Raw genomic sequence first — 16,418 nt, forward strand, 5'->3', positions numbered from 1 at the left:
TTGGCATAGCATCCCGCGGTCGGCAAACAAAAAAGCACCGCGCGAGGGGGCGCGGTGCAAGGGGGCCGGCCGACATGGGGAGCCGGCGGCATTGGAAGTTCAAGGGTCAGGCGCGTGCGCCGATGAGGCTCGTGGCTTCCTGAGCGATGGTGAAGCGGACCTGCGCCTGCGGGCGATGATCCTCCGACAGGAAGCGCCAGGTGCGCTCGGCGTCTCCACGGGTCTCGAAAGGCCCGACGACACGCTCCGTGCCTTCGATGAGGGATTCGAAGTCGGTGGAGGTGTATTCGCCACCGACCACCCAGTAACGGATCTTGTTCATGGTGATCTCCTGTGTGCGTGGTCGCATGATCCGGAAAAGTGGAAACCGGTTTTCCGAAAAGATCATGCGAACTCGAAAAACCGAGGGTGGAAGGAGGCCGATTACTCGGCCGCCTGAAGCTTGGACTGGAACTGGGCGGTCTCGGTGGATTCGCCCATCGCCGTCGTGGAGGATGCGCCGCCCGTGATGGCGAGCGAGACCTGATCGAAGTAGCCGGTGCCGACTTCGCGCTGGTGGCGCGTCGCGGTGTAGCCGCGTGGCTCGGCGCCGAACTCCGCTTCTTGCAGCTCCGAGTAAGCCCCCATGCCACGGTCACGATACTGGCTCGCCAGGTCGAACATGCCGTAGTTGAGCTGGTGGAAGCCGGCCAGCGTCACGAACTGGAACTTGTAGCCCATCGCGCCGAGTTCGCGCTGGAAGTGCTCGATGGTCGCCTTGTCGAGCTTCTTCTTCCAGTTGAACGAGGGCGAGCAGTTATAGGCGAGGAGCTTGCCCGGGTAGCGCTTGTGAACGGCTTCCGCGAACTTGCGCGCATCGTTGAGGTCGGGATGCGAGGTCTCCCACCACAGAAGATCCGCATGCTCGGCATAAGCGAGGCCGCGCGAGATGCAGTGGTCGAGGCCCGTGCCGTCCTTGAGGCGGAAGAAGCCTTCCGGCGTGCGGCTGTCCGGCTCGATGAACGGACGGTCGCGCTCGTCCACATCCGAGGTGATGAGCTTGGCGGATTCCGCGTCCGTGCGGGCGACGATGAGGGTCGGCGTGCCCATCACGTCGGCCGCGAGGCGCGCCGCGACGAGGTTGCGCTCATGCGCCGAGGTCGGGATGAGAACCTTGCCGCCCAGATGCCCGCACTTCTTTTCCGAAGCGAGTTGGTCCTCGAAATGGACCGCAGCCGCGCCGGCCTCGATATAGGCCTTCATGATCTCGAAGGTGTTGAGCGGGCCGCCGAACCCGGCTTCCGCATCGGCGACGATGGGCAGGAACCAGTCGCGCTTCGCGCCGCCTTCGGAATGCTCGATCTGATCGGCGCGCTGGAGCGTGCGGTTGATGCGGCGGCACAGTTCCGGGCCGGAATTCGCCGGGTAGAGCGACTGGTCGGGATACATGGCGCCGGCAACGTTCGAATCCGCCGCCACCTGCCAACCGGAGAGGTAGATCGCCTCAAGACCCGCGCGGGCCATCTGCATGGCCTGGTTGCCGGTCATCGCGCCGAGCGAATGGACATAAGGACGCTCGTGCAGAAGCTTCCACAGGCGCTGCGCGCCGCGCTCGGCGAGAGTGTGGGCGATCGGGAAGGAGCCGCGCAGGCGAAGAACGTCCTGAACGGTGTAGGGCCGGCGCAGACCGCCATAACGGCCCTTCGGCGCAGTCGGGACGAGTTCCTCGAAGGTGGTCGGGGTAGTTTGCGTCGGCATTGGTCTTCCTTCCGTTTACATTTCTTGACAATTGCCCCGCCGACCTCCGGCCAACGGCGCTGTTGCAGACAGTTATGCCCAGGCAAAAAACTGTTGCAATCCTTTGCGAAAAGAACAAAAGTCAGGTTGTCACACCACGACAAGCCGTCAAGTGTAAAACTGTAAAGAAATTTACATGTTGGATGAAAGCAAAAAACTTTTCGTCGGCCCCCGCCTCAAGCGTCTGCGGCGGGAGCGGAACCTGAGCCAGGCGGGCATGGCGGAAGAGCTCGGCATCTCGCCGAGCTACCTGAACCTCATGGAGCGCAACCAGCGCCCCATCACGGCGCAGGTTCTCATCCGTCTCGCCCACGCCTATTCCCTCGACCCGCGCGAATTCGCCACCGACGACCACGAGCGCTCGATTTCCGAGATCGAGGAGATCTTTACCGATCCGCTTTTCCGCAACGGGCCGGTCTCGCGCCACGAGATCCGCGAGCTTGCCGAAAGCGCGCCAACCGTCATCGACGCCATCAACAGGCTCTACCGCGCCTATGTGGGCATGCGCAGCGCAGGGGAAATCGCCGCACCGAATGTGAGCGACCGCGACCGGGCGGAGGACGCGCCGCAGGTCAACCCCATCGACCGGGTGCGCGATCTCATTCAGGAAGCGAAGAACCATTTTCCGGAATTGGACGAAGCCGCCGAGACTCTCGCCTCCGATCTCCAGCTCACCGGGCACGAGCCGTTCTTCGCCATCGCGGATCGCCTGCGCGCCAAGCACGGCATCCGCGTGCGCGTCATGCCCATCGACGTGATGTCGGACAACTTGCGCCGTTACGATCATCACCGGCGGCAATTGCTGATCTCCGAGCTCGTCGATCAATCGGGCCGCACTTTTCAGGCGGCCTATCAGCTCGCCTTCGCCGAAATGCGCGAGGCTATCGACACCCTCGCCGCGCAGCTGGAACCGACGGAAGGCGCGGCGCGGCGTCTGCTGCGCGTCTCCCTCGCCAATTACTTCGCAGGCGCATTGATGATGCCCTACGCGAAGTTTCATGCGGCGGCGGAAGCGCTCGGCTACGACGTTGAAGTGCTCGCCGCGCGCTTTGGCGCAAGCTTCGAGCAAGTGGCGCACCGTCTCACGACGCTCGCGCGCCCCGGCGCGCGCGGAATTCCGTTCTTTCTCGTGCGCGTCGATTCGGCGGGCAACGTCTCGAAGCGGTTTTCGTCCGGCAAGTTTCCGTTCTCGCAATATGGCGGCACTTGCCCGCTCTGGAACGTGCATGCCACGTTCAAGACGCCGGAAAAGGTCGTCACGCAGATCGTCGAACTGCCGGAAGGCTCGCGCTGGTTTTCCGTCGCACGCGCCGTCAGCCGCGCTTCGACGCCGTGGGGTTTGCCGGAGCGGCAGTTCGCTGTGGGCCTCGGCTGCGAACTGAAATACGCGCATCGCCTCGTCTATGCACGCGGCCTTGATCTCAGCGCGCCGGACCCGACACCCATCGGCATCAATTGCCGCCTGTGCGAACGTGCCGCCTGTCCGCAGCGCGCCGCGCCGCCCTTGATGCACGCGCTCATCGTCGATGAGATGACGCGCGGCATTTCTCCCTTCACGTTCGACGTGACCTGATGCGCGTCAGGCAGCACCCTCGTCCAGCCAGTGATCGAGAAACACGTCGAGCCAGCGCGAGACGTGCGGATCGTAGAGATAGCGCCCTTCGATCTGGCGGATGCGGTCCTGCGCGCCCGGCAGCGCCAGACGCTCCTCTGCCTTCACGGTCCACCGGCAGATCATGGCGTGCGTGACCTCCGGGTGGAATTGCAGGCCGTAGGCCGATGGGCCGACGCCGATCGCCTGCGTCGGAAAATCGTCTCCCGTCGCAAGCATCTGCGCACCGGTAGGGCAATCGAAGCCCTCGCGATGCCAATGATAGACATGGGTCGGCCACGTCACGCCCCAGCGCGTGCTGCGCTCCTCCCCCGCGGATGTCGGAACGAGAGGATAATAACCAATCTCCGCACGTCCCGCCGGGTGCTCCCAGACCTTCGCGCCAAGATGCTTTGCCAGCATCTGCGCGCCGAGGCACAGGCCGAGATAGGGCTTGTTCTCTTTCAGCGGAACGCCGATCCAGTCGATCTCGGTCTTGATGAAATCGTCCGGGTCGTTGGCGCTCATCGGCCCGCCGAAGACGACCGCGCCCGCGTGCGCGGCGAGCGTTTCCGGCAAGGCATCGCCGAAACGCGGCCGCCGGATATCGAGAGCGTGCCCCCTCTCCTGCAACAGGCGCCCGACACGGCCGGGGGTCGAATGCTCCTGGTGGAGCACCATAAGAACCGGCGCTTTCATCTCAGGTCATTCCCTAAGGCGTGCATCCGGTTTTCACTCGTTCCGCTCATGTCCGGTCGTGAGCCTCACCCGGCGAGAGATTCTTCAACGCCTCGATCTTCAATTCAACGATCTGCCCGTCCGACATACCGAGAAGACGCCCGATACGCCAGATGAGATCGTCCTCGAATTCATGCACCTGCCCATCGATGGCCGCCACGCGGTAGGCCAGGATGAGAAGAGCGGGACGCTCCTCAAAGGGGATGTCCTGCAGGATGCGATCCGCCAATGCCGTTATGGAATCGAATCCGCTGCCGATATCGGCCGCGCGTACAATGATGCGCGCCGCATCGGCCTCGGAGAGCCTGAAATAGGACTGCAGCAGCACCGCGAGGCCGCGCTCCTCGACACCCAGTACCCGCCCATCCGCCTGCGCGACGAGGGTCAGGAGTGCTGCGACCGTGACTCGTGCGGCCCGATCATCGCTTGCATCGTCAGGTCCGAGCGCTTCGCTGAAAAGATCGCGCAAATTTCCGAGAAGAGACATGCTTTCGTATTCGGTGAGAAGAAAAATGACGCGCGATCCAGATCGCACGGACCGCATTCAGGAATGAAAACGCGTTTATCGTCAAGACTCTGGCGTGTTTTCGGTGACGGGTTTCATCTTGCCGCAAGGGAATGCTAAAAATGAGCGAATCGGGACGGTCAGGACCGTTCTTCCCCCCTTGGCTCTTGGCTCACAACACCCTAGAGTGGTCCACGGCCTTGCCCCCAACCTAAAGAAAGAAGACCTGTGATCGGAAATCTGACGAGCGGGGAAGAACTCAAAGGTTTGCGTGTTCTCGTCGTCGAGGATGAAGCGGCTATTTCCCTTCTCCTCGAGGACATGCTGATCGATTTCGGATGTGAGGTCATCGGTCCGGCGGCGCGGCTGGCGGCGGCTCTCGACGCGGTGGCGCGAGAGGATGTGGACATCGCCATTCTCGACGTGAACGTCGCCGGAGAGCCGATCTACCCGGTCGCGGAGGCGCTGGTCCAACGCTCGATCCCGTTCGTGTTTTCCACGGGCTACGGCAGCGCAGGGATCAAGGATGCGTTCCGCAATCGTCCGGTTCTGCAAAAGCCGTTCGCGCAACACGATCTGAAACAGAAATTGATGCTCGCCAAAACCGTCCGTCCGGGCGTCTAACCTTCAAGAATCTGAACTCGAATTATTCGCATCGTCCTGCGGGGTGATGTCGCGCGAATTTACTCTGTGTTTTTAAGCACACCTAAGCTTGGCTGAATCCTCTTTGATGTTGGCGTGTCCATCGCTAAGGTGCGGCACCTTATCGGTATGTTGTAGTCTTTCTCGGCTGTCACGATGTTACATCGCCAATTGAAATTCCTCGCAGCGACCAGCGCACTCGCCCTATTGATTCAAGGGGCACAGGCGCAATCGCCAAAGTCGCGGCCGTCTCCCGCCGCAGGCTCTATCGTCGCCGCAAAGGGCGGTGAGGAATTGCGCTTCGTGCGTGAGGAAGGCTGGCAGCCCGTCGAAGTCCGGCAGGATCTTCTCGACGGCGATACGCTGCGCACGAACACCATCGGCAACCTCGCCATTCTCTTCGCGGACCAGACGCAGATCCGCGTCGGACGCAACTCCACTCTCGTCGTGCGCGATGTCGCCGCGAATGCCGGCGGCACGACGCAGCTCGATCTTCAATCCGGCACGGTGTGGGCCCGCGCGGCCCGTGGCGGATCGGGCGTTGACATCAAGACTCCGGCGGCTGTCGCGGCCATTCGCGGAACCGATTGGTCCCTCACCGTTGACGGTTCGGGCAAGACCTCGCTCGTGGTGCTCGAAGGCGTCGTGGAACTGCGCAACGCGCAAGGCTCCGTCACCGTGCGCCAGGGTGAGGGAGCGGTTGCCTCCATCGGCAAGGCTCCGACGAAGTTCATTCTCGTGAACTCGAGCGACCGCGAGCAGATGCTGTTCTATCTCGCGCTGCGCGATGCGTTCACGGCGATGCCGGCGACGCCGCTGAAGGGTCCGGCCCTGCGCGCGGAGCGCGCGAGGATCGAAGCCATTCCGCCTGAGGCGCGCCGCGCCTCCGATTGGCTCGATCTCGCCGAGATCGCCCTGTCCCTCGATGGCCGCCCCATCGCGATCAAGGCGCTGGCGGAAGCCCGCCGCAAGCATCTCGACGCGTCGCAGCGCGCGCGTGCCGATCTGGTGGAGGCGATCATCGCCGGTGCGGAGCGCCGTTGGGCCGATGCTGCGGCACTCTTCGCCCGCGCCGAGCGCGGCGTCACGGGCCGCCAGCGCATCGCCGCCGCTTACGGACGCTATATCGCCCTTTCTCTCGCAAACCCGCATCGGGTCTATCCGGAACCGAAGATCGGCGGGAACGATCCCCTGGGCGCGCTCGCCCATGCCTACATCGTCGCCTTCAAGCAGGACCTTCCCGCAGCGGCCGAAGTCGTGAAGGCCGCGCGCAAGCGTTTTCCCAACGATGCGGAGGTTGCCGTCTTCGCGGCCCAACTCGCCCTGGCGCTCAACCGTCGGGATGAGCTTCGCACGGCCGTGGACGATGCGCGACGCATCGATCCGGAAGATCCGAACGTGCTTCTCGTCAGCGGCGCCGTACGCGGTGACATCGACGGGGAGTTGCGCGCAGGCATCGCGGAATTGCGCAAGGCTGCGGCCATCGCCCCCGGGCAATCGGATATCTGGAATGCCATTGGCCTTTTCGAATCCACCCTCGATGCGCCGCTCGCCGCCGAGGAGGCCCTGCGCCGCGCCATCGCCGCAGACCCCGAAAGCCCGGTTGCCTACGCCAACCTCGCCATCGTCCTGCTCGAGCAGAGCCGCGTCGAAGAGGCGGGCGCGCTGATCGACAAAGCGCTCTCGCTCGATCCATCCTTCAGCGCCGGCTACATCGCCAAGGGCCGCTACCTCACGCAGAAGGGTGAGACGGCGAAGGGAATCGAGGCGATCCTCGCGGGCTCCGCCGCCAATCCGGCCTATTCGCAGGGCCTCTTGATGGCGGCCATCGCCTACTATCAGAACGGCGAGGAAGCGCTCGCCCAGCAGGCGCTCGACAATGCGGACCGGCTCGATCCGAACGATCCGTCCGTCTCGACGGTGCGCACCGCCATCGCCATCGATCAATACCGCGCCGACGAAGCCATCACGGCCGCGCGCGAGACGCTCCAGCGCTATCGCATGCGCGGCGGCGACTTCGCGGGCATCGCGGTCAACAAGGATGGCGGCTCCTATCCCGCAGCGGCTTATCGCTTTCTCGACCTCACCGAGTGGAGCCGTTTTTACGGCGACCGGGTGTTCGATCCGTTCACCGGCTCGAGCTATTTCGACCAAGCCGCCGCGCGTCGTCCCAACGTCTTCACGACCCGGCCCACCATTGACACGGTGCAGGGCAACGACGTCGATCTTTCGACCTTCACGCTGACGCTGCAGGGCCTGTTCTTCGATCCGCTCGCCGTGTCGGGGCGCATCGGCCGCATCGATCTGGTGCGCCGTCCCTTCCTTGACACCGAAGTCGGCGGCAGCGCCATTTTCAGGGACGGCAAGGTCGGCTGGCAGACGGACGCCACGGTCCAAGGCTTCACCAACGCCCCGATGCCGACCTCCTTCGCGCTCTCGGCGGGCAAAGCACAGCTTGACGGTAAGACCACCGTCAACCAGGAGAGCGTGGACAACGCCTCGTTCTTCATCGGCGCGACGCCGTCCGCGGCGGATCGCTTCCTCGCCTTCGGCTCGGCTTCCGAGATCAGTCCCGGCGTCGCCACGATCAACAAGCCGCTCCACTTCTTCGCAGGTCGGCGGGATGCCACGACCATGCAGATCGGCGGCGGCTGGAGCCACAGCTTCAGCGACCGCAATGTGCTGACCGGCGCCGTCTATGCCTATCGCGGGTTGGACAAACGCCTGCAGAATGACGTGAACCTGGAGCTTTTCCCGCTCTTCGTCGCCGGCAAGACGAAAGAGAACAGCAAGCTCGAAGGCGTCACCGCTGCGTTGAACCATTCCATCGGCTTTGGCGACTTCACCCTGCGCTACGGGCTGGAAGGGCAATCAGGCAAGACGGTCACGAGCGACATCGGAAGCGGGCTCGTCGGCAATTTCAACACCGGCGCGGTGGAGCCAGTCGACATCAACGAACACAACTCGTCGAGATTCAAGGCGGGCCGTCTTTACGCGGACGGGTTCTGGCGTCCTTCCGACCGCTTCGAAATGCAGGCCGGCCTTCAGCGGACGGTGCTCGACGTGAAAGGGCAGCGCGACGACACCACGCTTGCACCGCGCATCGGCGTCGGCATCTCGCCGCTCGAAGGACAATGGATCCGCGCGTCCTACCAGCGCGACGGAAACCTGCCGCTCATCTTCACCCTCGCGCCTTTGACGACGGTGGGCCTTTCCCCCAACGCACTCCCCGTTTCGCTCGGCGGGCACACCGACACTCTGGCCGTGCGCTGGGATGCGGAATGGTCGCCGCATTTCTTTACGGCGGTCGAGTATCAGCGGCAGGATGCGCAGAACCTCGATCTGCCGATTTCCGATACATTGCAGAGCCTCGACATCGACAAGGCCCGCATTGAACGCATCGCTGCCACCGCCAATCTCTGGCTTGGCTACGGCATCGGCGTTTTCGGAACGGTGGGCGCGACGAATTCGGACATCCGCTCCAGCGAGGCGCTCGGTCAGGACGTGCCGTTCATTCCCGGCAAGTTCGCCCGTACGGGCGTGACCTTCGTTCACCCGAGCCGGATCAGGTTCACGCTTGCCGAAACCTTCGTCGGCGACAGGAAGGGCAACCTCCAGGGGCTGACGCTCGAGGATTACTGGACGACCGACGCGGCGATCAGTTGGGAGACGCCGGACCGCCGGCTCTTCATGGGCCTGACCTTCCTGAACATCTTCGATGCGGATTACAATCTCGCTCCCGATGTTCCCGGCCCGGGCCGTACGGTGGCCGCCACCCTCAAGGCGCGGTTCTAAAAAGCGCGCGGAACAAGAGAAACCGATCATGTTCCAAAAGGCGTGATCGGCCTCTAGGATGGAAACCTTGAGGCGTGTGGGCAGGTTGCCGAAGGGATCATGCAGAAACAGACCGTTCGACCCCAAAGGCAAGCGACTTCCGCGCGTACGCTCTTCCGTCGGTTCCGCTTACGGATCGGGTGGCTTCTGTCGCGGCTTGTCCCTGCGCGGGCGGGCGATTCGGGAGCGCTGTTCTTCGGTCACGGCGTCGGCATCGCGGGGCTGATCGCCATCCTGCTGATGCCGCTGCCCTTCATGCGCTCGTTCCAGCTCGTTGAAGCGCGGCTCTTCGATCTCTTCTCCACCATCGCGCAGCCCATGCCTGCGGAGCCCGGGGCCGTTATCGTCGCCATCGACGAGCCGTCCTTCTCCGAAATCGCGCAGCGCTGGCCGTGGTCCCGCGATCTTCATGGACGCCTTATCGAGAGCCTCAGGGCCGCAGGCGCGAAAGTGATCGGGGTCGACATCATTTTCGCGGAACCTTCGACCCCCGCCGCCGATGCGGCGCTCGCCGCCGCTGTCGGCCCCGACACGGTGCTGGCGGCGGACGAGGTGACGATGGAAATGCAGCAGGCGACGCAGACGACGCGGGTCGAGCCCATCGAACCCCTGCTCGCTCCCGGCGCGGAGCCGGGCGTCACCTCCGTCGATCTCGACGGCGATGCGTATCTGCGCCGCATGCCGCAAACAGCCGACAATTTCGCGGCAACAGCCCTCACCCTCGCAGGCGTTCCGTTCAAGCCGGCACCGCAGGGCGCGCTCATTCAATATTTCGGCCCGCCACGCAGCTATCCGACCGTCTCGTACTATCAGGCGCTCGACCCCGAGCATTTTCTTCCGCCGAACATCTTCAAGGACAAGATCGTCTTCGTCGGCCTGAGCCTCAAGGCCGCGCCGACGCCCGACAGCGGCGCCGCCGATACGTTTCCGACCGCCTACACGCTCTCGACCGGCAACGTGACGGCGGGGGTCGAGATCCACGCGACGATTCTCGACAACCTGCGGCACGGTCTCTTCGTCAGGCAGACGTCTCCCGCAACGGCTTCTCTCCTCATCGTCCTCGCCGCGCTCATCGCCGCGGGCCTGTGCTGGCGCGGCGTGAGCTGGCGCACGGGCGTCATCGCCGCCGTTGCCGTGTTCGCGTTATTGGCCGGAGCATGGCTGCTTCTGCGGTTCGGACGCGTGTGGACGCCGCCGGCGCTCCCCGCCATCGCGATGCTCGGCGTTTTCGGCGCGCGGTTCGGGCTCGACTACGCCCGCGAGCGGCAATTGCGCCGCGCGGTGTCGGAGGCCTTCTCGCGCTATCTCTCGCCGGAGCTCGTGGCGCAGCTCGCGCGCAATCCCGAAGCGCTCAAGCTCGGCGGCGAGCGCCGCAACCTGTCGATTTTGTTCTGCGACGTGCGCGGTTTCACCACGCTCTCGGAACGTCTGAAAGATTCCCCCGAACGGCTGACGAGCCTCATCAACCGCCTGCTCGACCCGCTCTCCGAGGCGGTGCTGAAGGAAAGCGGCACCATCGACAAATACATGGGCGATTGCATCATGGCGTTCTGGAACGCGCCGTTGCCGAGCCCGAACCATCCCCAGCGCGCGGTGAGCGCGGCGCTGCGCATGATGGAGGCTGTCGTTCGCCTGAACGAGAACCTGAAGAAGGAGGAGGGCGAGAACGCGCCGGCCTTCGCGGTGGGCGTCGGCATCAACACGGGCGATTGCGTCGTCGGCAATGTCGGCTCGCGCTGGCGCTACGATTATTCGGTTCTCGGCGACACGGTGAACCTCGCCTCGCGCCTCGAAAGCCTCTCGAAGGAATACGGCGTCTCGATCATCCTCGGCCCCGCGACGGCGGAAGCCGTGCGCGAACATTACGTGCTGATCGAGCTTGACCGCATCGCGGTGCGCGGACGCTCGACGCAATCGGCCATCTTTACCGTGGTCGCCCCGGCGGCGGAGCGCGCCGATCCAGCCCTCGTGGAATTCGAGGAGATCCATCTTCGCCTCGTCGAGCACATCAAGGCCGGACAGATCGACGATGCGCTTCTCCTCATCGAACGCTGCCGCCACCTGCGGCCCGCGCTCGCGAACTATTACGACAAGCTGAAGGCGAAGCTGTCGGGCGGCTCATAGGCTCTTGCGTCCGACACCGCTCCTGCAAGCCATTTGCAAGTAAAAACAAGAACTTGCGAAACGGGCCCCGAGGCTTATAACGCCGGTGCGCCGCCGCTCTTCGCGGCCTGATTTTCATTTTCCTTGTTCGGCAAAAATCCCGGTCACCCCATGGACAAGATCCAGAAACTTGCCATCGGCAGCATTTTCGTCGGGATCGTTGTGCTCGCCCTGAAATACGTCGCCTATCGTCTGACAGGCAGCGTGGCGCTCTATTCGGACGCGCTCGAGAGCATCATCAACGTGATCACGGCCGTCGCCGCTCTGATCGCGATCCGCGTCAGCGCTGCGCCCGCCGATTCCAACCATCCTTACGGCCACCACAAAGCCGAGTATTTCGCGGCGGTGATCGAGGGCGTTCTCGTCATTCTCGCCGCGCTCTCGATTCTGCGTCAGGCCTATTTCGGATTTCTTGCGCCAAAACCCCTCGATGCGCCCCTCCTCGGCGTGCTCATCAACGGCGGCGCGGGGATCATCAACGCAACCTGGTCGTGGGTTCTCATCCGCGCGGGCAAAAGAGCGCGCTCGCCCGCGCTCGTCGCCGACGGGCGGCATCTTTTTTCGGACGTGCTGACCTCCGTCGGCGTCCTCGCGGGCCTCGGCCTCGCCACGCTCACCGGCTGGCATGTGCTCGACCCTGCCCTCGCGGCCCTCGTCGCCCTCCACATCCTGTGGTCAGGCTGGGGCCTGATGAAGGAGAGCGTCGGCGGTCTGATGGACGAGGCCATGCCGAAGGAGGCACTGGAGCGGGTCAAGGAGCTGATCTCGGCCAATGCGGAAGGGGCCATCGAAGCGCACGACCTGCGCACCCGCCATGCGGGCCGCATGACCTTCATCGAATTCCACCTCGTCGTTCCGGGCGCCATGAGCGTGACGGACGCCCATGACATCTGCGACCGGCTGGAGCGCGCCCTCAAGGAGGAGGACAAGCACGCGCAGGTGACGATTCACGTTGAGCCCGACAACAAGGCGAAGCACGCCGGGATCGTGGTGCTATAAAAGCCTGTTTTGGAAACAGCGCCGTCCATGAAAGAGCCCCCGAGCCTCACCCTGAGGAGGTGCGTCAGCACCGTCTCGAAGGGCGAGGCGTCTCCATCGGGTGCTGGACACTTCTTCGAGACGCAGGCTGAGGTCTGAACTTCCAAACAGGCTCTAGGCGCCTTGCCTCAACCGGCGAGGACGACCTGATTGCGGCCTTGTTCCTTCGCCTTATAGAGCGCCTGATCAGCGGCTTGGACCAATCGCTCATGATCGGGATGGCCATTGAATTCAGCAACGCCAATTGAGACGGTCACCTGCAATCTTGTCGTGGTCGGAGCCTGGAATTCCTGCCGCGCGACGGTTTCGCGAATGCGCTCTGCCTTCTCGATCGCCGCCTCGCCATCGGCTTCGACGATCAGAATGAGGAATTCCTCGCCGCCATAGCGGAACACGAAATCGCCGAGGCGGCACGCTTCCAGAATCGTCCCCGCCACCTGCTTCAAGATCGCATCGCCGATAGGGTGCCCCCATTGATCGTTGATGGTCTTGAAGTGATCGACATCGATCATCAGGATCGAGAAGGTGGCGCGGTGCTGGGCCGCCGTCGCGATCTCCCGCGTGAGGATCGAGGGCAGGAAACGCCGGTTGAGGGTGCGCGTCAGCGGATCGCGTCCGCTTTCCAGCCCCGCGGCGGTCTGGAACATCTCCGTCAGGAGAAACTTGATCTCCTCGAACTCGGCCTGAAAGTTCTCGATGAGCTGAGGCAGCTCCTCCGGCGTGCTGTCCCGCGCCTCGGCCATCGCCGGCAGGGATATGCCGTCGATGCGGTCCATCAACGCCTGAATCCGGTCGAGCATCGGCGCGCCTTGAAACAGCACGCTCGCCTTGTGATGCAACCAGAGACCGAATTCCGATCTGCCGATGGCAGGCAGGCGCGCCGCCTGCCCGGGATTGGCGTGGAGCGCGAGAAGCACGGCATGGCTCCATTCCATCAAGGCCGCGCGCTGGCTCTCGCGCTCGAGCGAAAGATCCTGCCCGAGGGAGAACAGGCGATAGGCTTCATCCGTGCGGATGTTTCGTGTGGTGTTCTTGAAGAAAGCCTCGCTCATCAGCGCCATCGCGAGGTCGATCATCGCATCGACATAAAGCTGCGCATGCCACAAGGCTTCGCGATCGAGATCGCTGTCCAGGAGATCACGCGTGACGTTCGTCTTGAGCAGGCGCGCACCCTGCATCACGAGATGGATCGGCAGGCGAATGCGCGCATGCACCTCGCCAATTGTCCGCTGCCGGTCGGCGAAGGCCTCCATGCTCTCGTTCTGTGAGCGGAAGAGGCCGATCATCCAGCCCCGCAACGAGAGGTGGAGGCGCTCGCTGACAACCTTGTGATCGAGGAAGGGCGCCGCCTCGGGGTCGTCCAGCAGCGTCGCGTAAAAGACCTCCACACACCGGTCCACATCCTGCGCGACGAGGCCGGCGACGATGGCCCTGATTCGCCCGTCCGTCGTCTCGACGATCCGCCGCCACTCCATTTCCGCCGATGATCCGGTGGCGGCGGGTCGGTTGTGATTGGCTTGATCCATGAACGGCTCGTCTTCGGGAGAGAGGGGCGGCCCGCCAGCATTCCGGGAAGCTTGACGCTAGGGAAAGCCTCTATCTCATCTCTCTGCCCCGGTCAGCGAAAATCACATCTGATCGCGCCGGAAAATCACCCCTGCGCCCCGGGAGGCCTATATCTCGCGCGGCGCGGCATGATATGGGCTTTGGCCGATCCGGCCCTGGGCGCCAACTGCCCTCCAAAGGCCCGCATGCAAGGACGATCCCGGTTGCGTTTTACCATCGTCACGCCGACCCTGAACCGCAGGGCCCTGCTCGAGCAGGCGCTCGACAGCGTGCTCGCGCAAAGGCACGGGAACGTCGAGCACATCGTCGTGGATGGCGGCTCGACGGACGGCACCTTGGAGATGCTGAAGGAGCGCGCAGGGGTCACCGTGCTGCGCGACCGCGGCCTTGGCCTCTATGACGCCATCAACCTCGGCATCGACAGCGCCTCGGGCGACGTGATCGGCCTTTTGAACTCGGACGACCTCTATGCGCCGGGAGCTTTCGCCGTCGCCGAGCAGGGCTTTGCCTCGGCGCCCGAGGCCGATGCGGTTTGCGGGAAAGCGGAGCTTTTCGATGAATCCGGGGTTCTGGAGCGCTACGACGACCCGCGCGATCTTGCGCTCGATCCCCATGCCGCCCTGATCGGGGCCTGCATCCCCAATGCTCGGTTCTTCCGCCGGGAGGTCTTCGACAAGGTCGGCCTGTTCTCTCTCGACTATCCCCACATCGCCGACCGGCATTTTCTGGCGCGGACGCTGATCGCGGGCCTCAAGACCGTCCCACTCGACGCCCTCGTCTACCGCTATCGCCAGCACGGAGGGTCGCTGACCTTCGCGGAAGGGGTCACGGAAGGGGAGGCCCTGCGCAGCGAACTCCTGAAGCTCGCTCGCGAGATCGCGGTGAGGCCCGATGCGCCGGAAAGCTTGAAATACAAGGCCCGCACCCTGCAGGGCCGCTGCCTGGTGACGCTGGCGCGAGGCCGCCTTGCCGCCGGCCATCCCGGTGAGGCGCTGGAATTCCTGACATCCGTCAACGGACGCCCTTCCCTCGCGCCTATGGCCGCCCTCGCGGCGGCCATGCTCGACAAGGTCCGGGGGCGCTAAAGCCGGTCAGACGCGGTTATAGACGTCGTCGAGGCGCACGATGTCGTCCTCGCCGAAATAGGAGCCGGACTGGACCTCGATCAGCTCCAACGGGATCTTGCCCGGATTTTCCAGCCGGTGAACCTCGCCCAGCGGGATATAGGTCGATTCGTTTTCCCGCACGATCTTCTGCGTCTCGCCGATGGTCACGAGCGCCGTGCCCTGGACCACGATCCAGTGCTCCGCCCGGTGGAAGTGCTTCTGCAGGGACAGGCGTCCGCCCGGCTTCACCACGATGCGCTTGACCTGGAAGCGCGCGCCGATATCGAGGGACTGGTAGGAGCCCCAGGGGCGGAACACCTCGAGGTGCTCATCCACCTGCTTGCGGCCCTGCTCCTCGAGCTTCTTCACCAGCGGGCGCATGGTGTCCATGTTGTTGCGGTCGAAGACCAGCGTGGCGTCGCCCGTGGCGATCACGGCCACGTTGTCGAGCCCGGCGACGCAGACGAGGTTCTTGCTGGACACGAAATTGTTGGAGGCGTCGAGGAACACCGCATCGCCGATGGCGGCGTTGCCGTTCTCGTCCTTGTCGGACAGTTCCCACACCGCGTGCCAGGAGCCGACATCCGACCAGCCCATCGAAACCGGGATCACGGCCACCCTGTCGGTCTTCTCCATGACTGCGAAATCGATGGAAACCGCCGCGGCGGAGCCGAAGGCCTCGGGGTCGAGGATCGTCCAGCCGAGGTCCTGCCGGCCCTTGCGGACGGCCTCATCGACGGCTTCCACCGTCTTGGCGTCGAAACGGCGGTATTCGTCGAGCAGCACATCGGCCCGGAACATGAAGTTGCCGGAGTTCCAGAGAAAGCCGTCCGCGATGTAGCGGCGGGCCGTCTCCTCGTTCGGCTTTTCCACGAAGGCATCGACCTTCGAGACGCCGGGAATGTCGATCTCAGGCCCCCGACGGATATAGCCGTAGCCCGTGGCCGGATGATCCGGGTTGATGCCGAAGGTCACGATGGAGCCCGCATCCGCGGCTTCGGCCGCCTTGCGGACGGCGGCGCGGAAGGCCTCTACATCGCGAACCACGTGATCGGCAGCGAGAACGAGAACGATGGCGTCGGGATGGCGGGCGGCGATGAAGCTCGCCCCCGCGGCGATGGCAGGGCCGGAATCCCGCCGCATGGGCTCGAGGAGGATAGCGGCCTTCACGCCCAGCGCGTCGAGCTGGTCGGCGGCCACATGGCGGTATTCCTCATTGGTGATGATCACGGGCTCGGCGAAGAGCCCCGGCTCCGTCACCCTCAGCACCGTTTCCTGAAAGCTGGATTGCTCGCCCATCAGGTTGATGAACTGCTTCGGCGCGGATTTACGCGAGGCAGGCCACAGGCGCGTACCGGCGCCGCCACAGATGATGAGGGGCACCAAAGGCCTAGTCATGCTCATGAATTTCCCGTCTCGACCAGCAGAGGCCCTGTGCTGCCACAGCACCGTTTTGAAG

General features: G+C 64.1%; 12 protein-coding genes. 6 read left to right on the plus strand and 6 right to left on the minus strand.

Features of this window, described 5'->3' with window-relative positions:
- Positions 1–106: 106 nt before the first annotated feature.
- A complete protein-coding gene (locus DQW91_RS01365; protein ID WP_112661782.1) occupies positions 107–322 on the minus strand; it encodes a DUF4170 domain-containing protein in 216 nt (71 codons plus the stop codon).
- Positions 323–423: 101 nt separating this feature from the next.
- Positions 424–1,737, minus strand: coding sequence for an isocitrate lyase (gene aceA / locus DQW91_RS01370; RefSeq protein WP_112661783.1), 1,314 nt, complete (start codon positions 1,735–1,737; stop codon positions 424–426).
- A 175-nt stretch (positions 1,738–1,912) separates the two neighbouring features.
- On the opposite strand from aceA, the gene DQW91_RS01375 reads away from it, so the two are divergent.
- Entirely contained in the window at positions 1,913–3,349 is a 1,437-nt protein-coding gene (locus DQW91_RS01375) for a helix-turn-helix domain-containing protein (RefSeq protein ID WP_112661784.1), read from the plus strand.
- 6 nt (positions 3,350–3,355) lie between these two features.
- Here the strand turns inward: DQW91_RS01375 and DQW91_RS01380 are convergent, their stop codons facing one another.
- A complete protein-coding gene (locus DQW91_RS01380; protein ID WP_112661785.1) occupies positions 3,356–4,066 on the minus strand; it encodes a glutamine amidotransferase in 711 nt (236 codons plus the stop codon).
- A gap of 46 nt (positions 4,067–4,112) precedes the next feature.
- Positions 4,113–4,592, minus strand: a complete 480-nt coding sequence (locus DQW91_RS01385) for a tellurite resistance TerB family protein (protein ID WP_157961296.1) — start codon at positions 4,590–4,592, stop codon at positions 4,113–4,115.
- A 249-nt stretch (positions 4,593–4,841) separates the two neighbouring features.
- Between DQW91_RS01385 and DQW91_RS01390 the strand changes: the two genes are divergently transcribed.
- The 4 genes from DQW91_RS01390 (at position 4,842) to DQW91_RS01405 (ending at position 12,248) form a co-directional block, all read left to right on the plus strand.
- Positions 4,842–5,234, plus strand: coding sequence for a response regulator (locus DQW91_RS01390; protein WP_112662399.1), 393 nt, complete (start codon positions 4,842–4,844; stop codon positions 5,232–5,234).
- A 174-nt stretch (positions 5,235–5,408) separates the two neighbouring features.
- On the plus strand, positions 5,409–9,047 hold the full coding sequence (locus DQW91_RS01395; protein WP_112661787.1) for a FecR domain-containing protein: 3,639 nt from the start codon (positions 5,409–5,411) through the stop codon (positions 9,045–9,047).
- Between the two features lie 99 nt (positions 9,048–9,146).
- A complete protein-coding gene (locus DQW91_RS01400; RefSeq protein WP_245410861.1) occupies positions 9,147–11,210 on the plus strand; it encodes a CHASE2 domain-containing protein in 2,064 nt (687 codons plus the stop codon).
- A 150-nt stretch (positions 11,211–11,360) separates the two neighbouring features.
- On the plus strand, positions 11,361–12,248 hold the full coding sequence (locus DQW91_RS01405; RefSeq protein WP_112661788.1) for a cation diffusion facilitator family transporter: 888 nt from the start codon (positions 11,361–11,363) through the stop codon (positions 12,246–12,248).
- 167 nt (positions 12,249–12,415) lie between these two features.
- On the opposite strand, the gene DQW91_RS01410 is transcribed toward DQW91_RS01405, so the two are convergent.
- A complete protein-coding gene (locus DQW91_RS01410; RefSeq protein WP_112661789.1) occupies positions 12,416–13,813 on the minus strand; it encodes a diguanylate cyclase in 1,398 nt (465 codons plus the stop codon).
- A gap of 225 nt (positions 13,814–14,038) precedes the next feature.
- Here DQW91_RS01410 and DQW91_RS01415 point away from each other — a divergent pair, with 225 nt between their 5' ends.
- A complete protein-coding gene (locus DQW91_RS01415; protein ID WP_157961297.1) occupies positions 14,039–14,938 on the plus strand; it encodes a glycosyltransferase family 2 protein in 900 nt (299 codons plus the stop codon).
- A gap of 6 nt (positions 14,939–14,944) precedes the next feature.
- Here DQW91_RS01415 and DQW91_RS01420 read toward each other — a convergent pair whose 3' ends face one another.
- On the minus strand, positions 14,945–16,357 hold the full coding sequence (locus tag DQW91_RS01420; RefSeq protein WP_112662401.1) for a mannose-1-phosphate guanylyltransferase/mannose-6-phosphate isomerase: 1,413 nt from the start codon (positions 16,355–16,357) through the stop codon (positions 14,945–14,947).
- Positions 16,358–16,418: the final 61 nt, after the last annotated feature.

This window comes from Microvirga flavescens, assembly GCF_003290125.1.
Taxonomy (GTDB): domain Bacteria; phylum Pseudomonadota; class Alphaproteobacteria; order Rhizobiales; family Beijerinckiaceae; genus Microvirga; species Microvirga flavescens.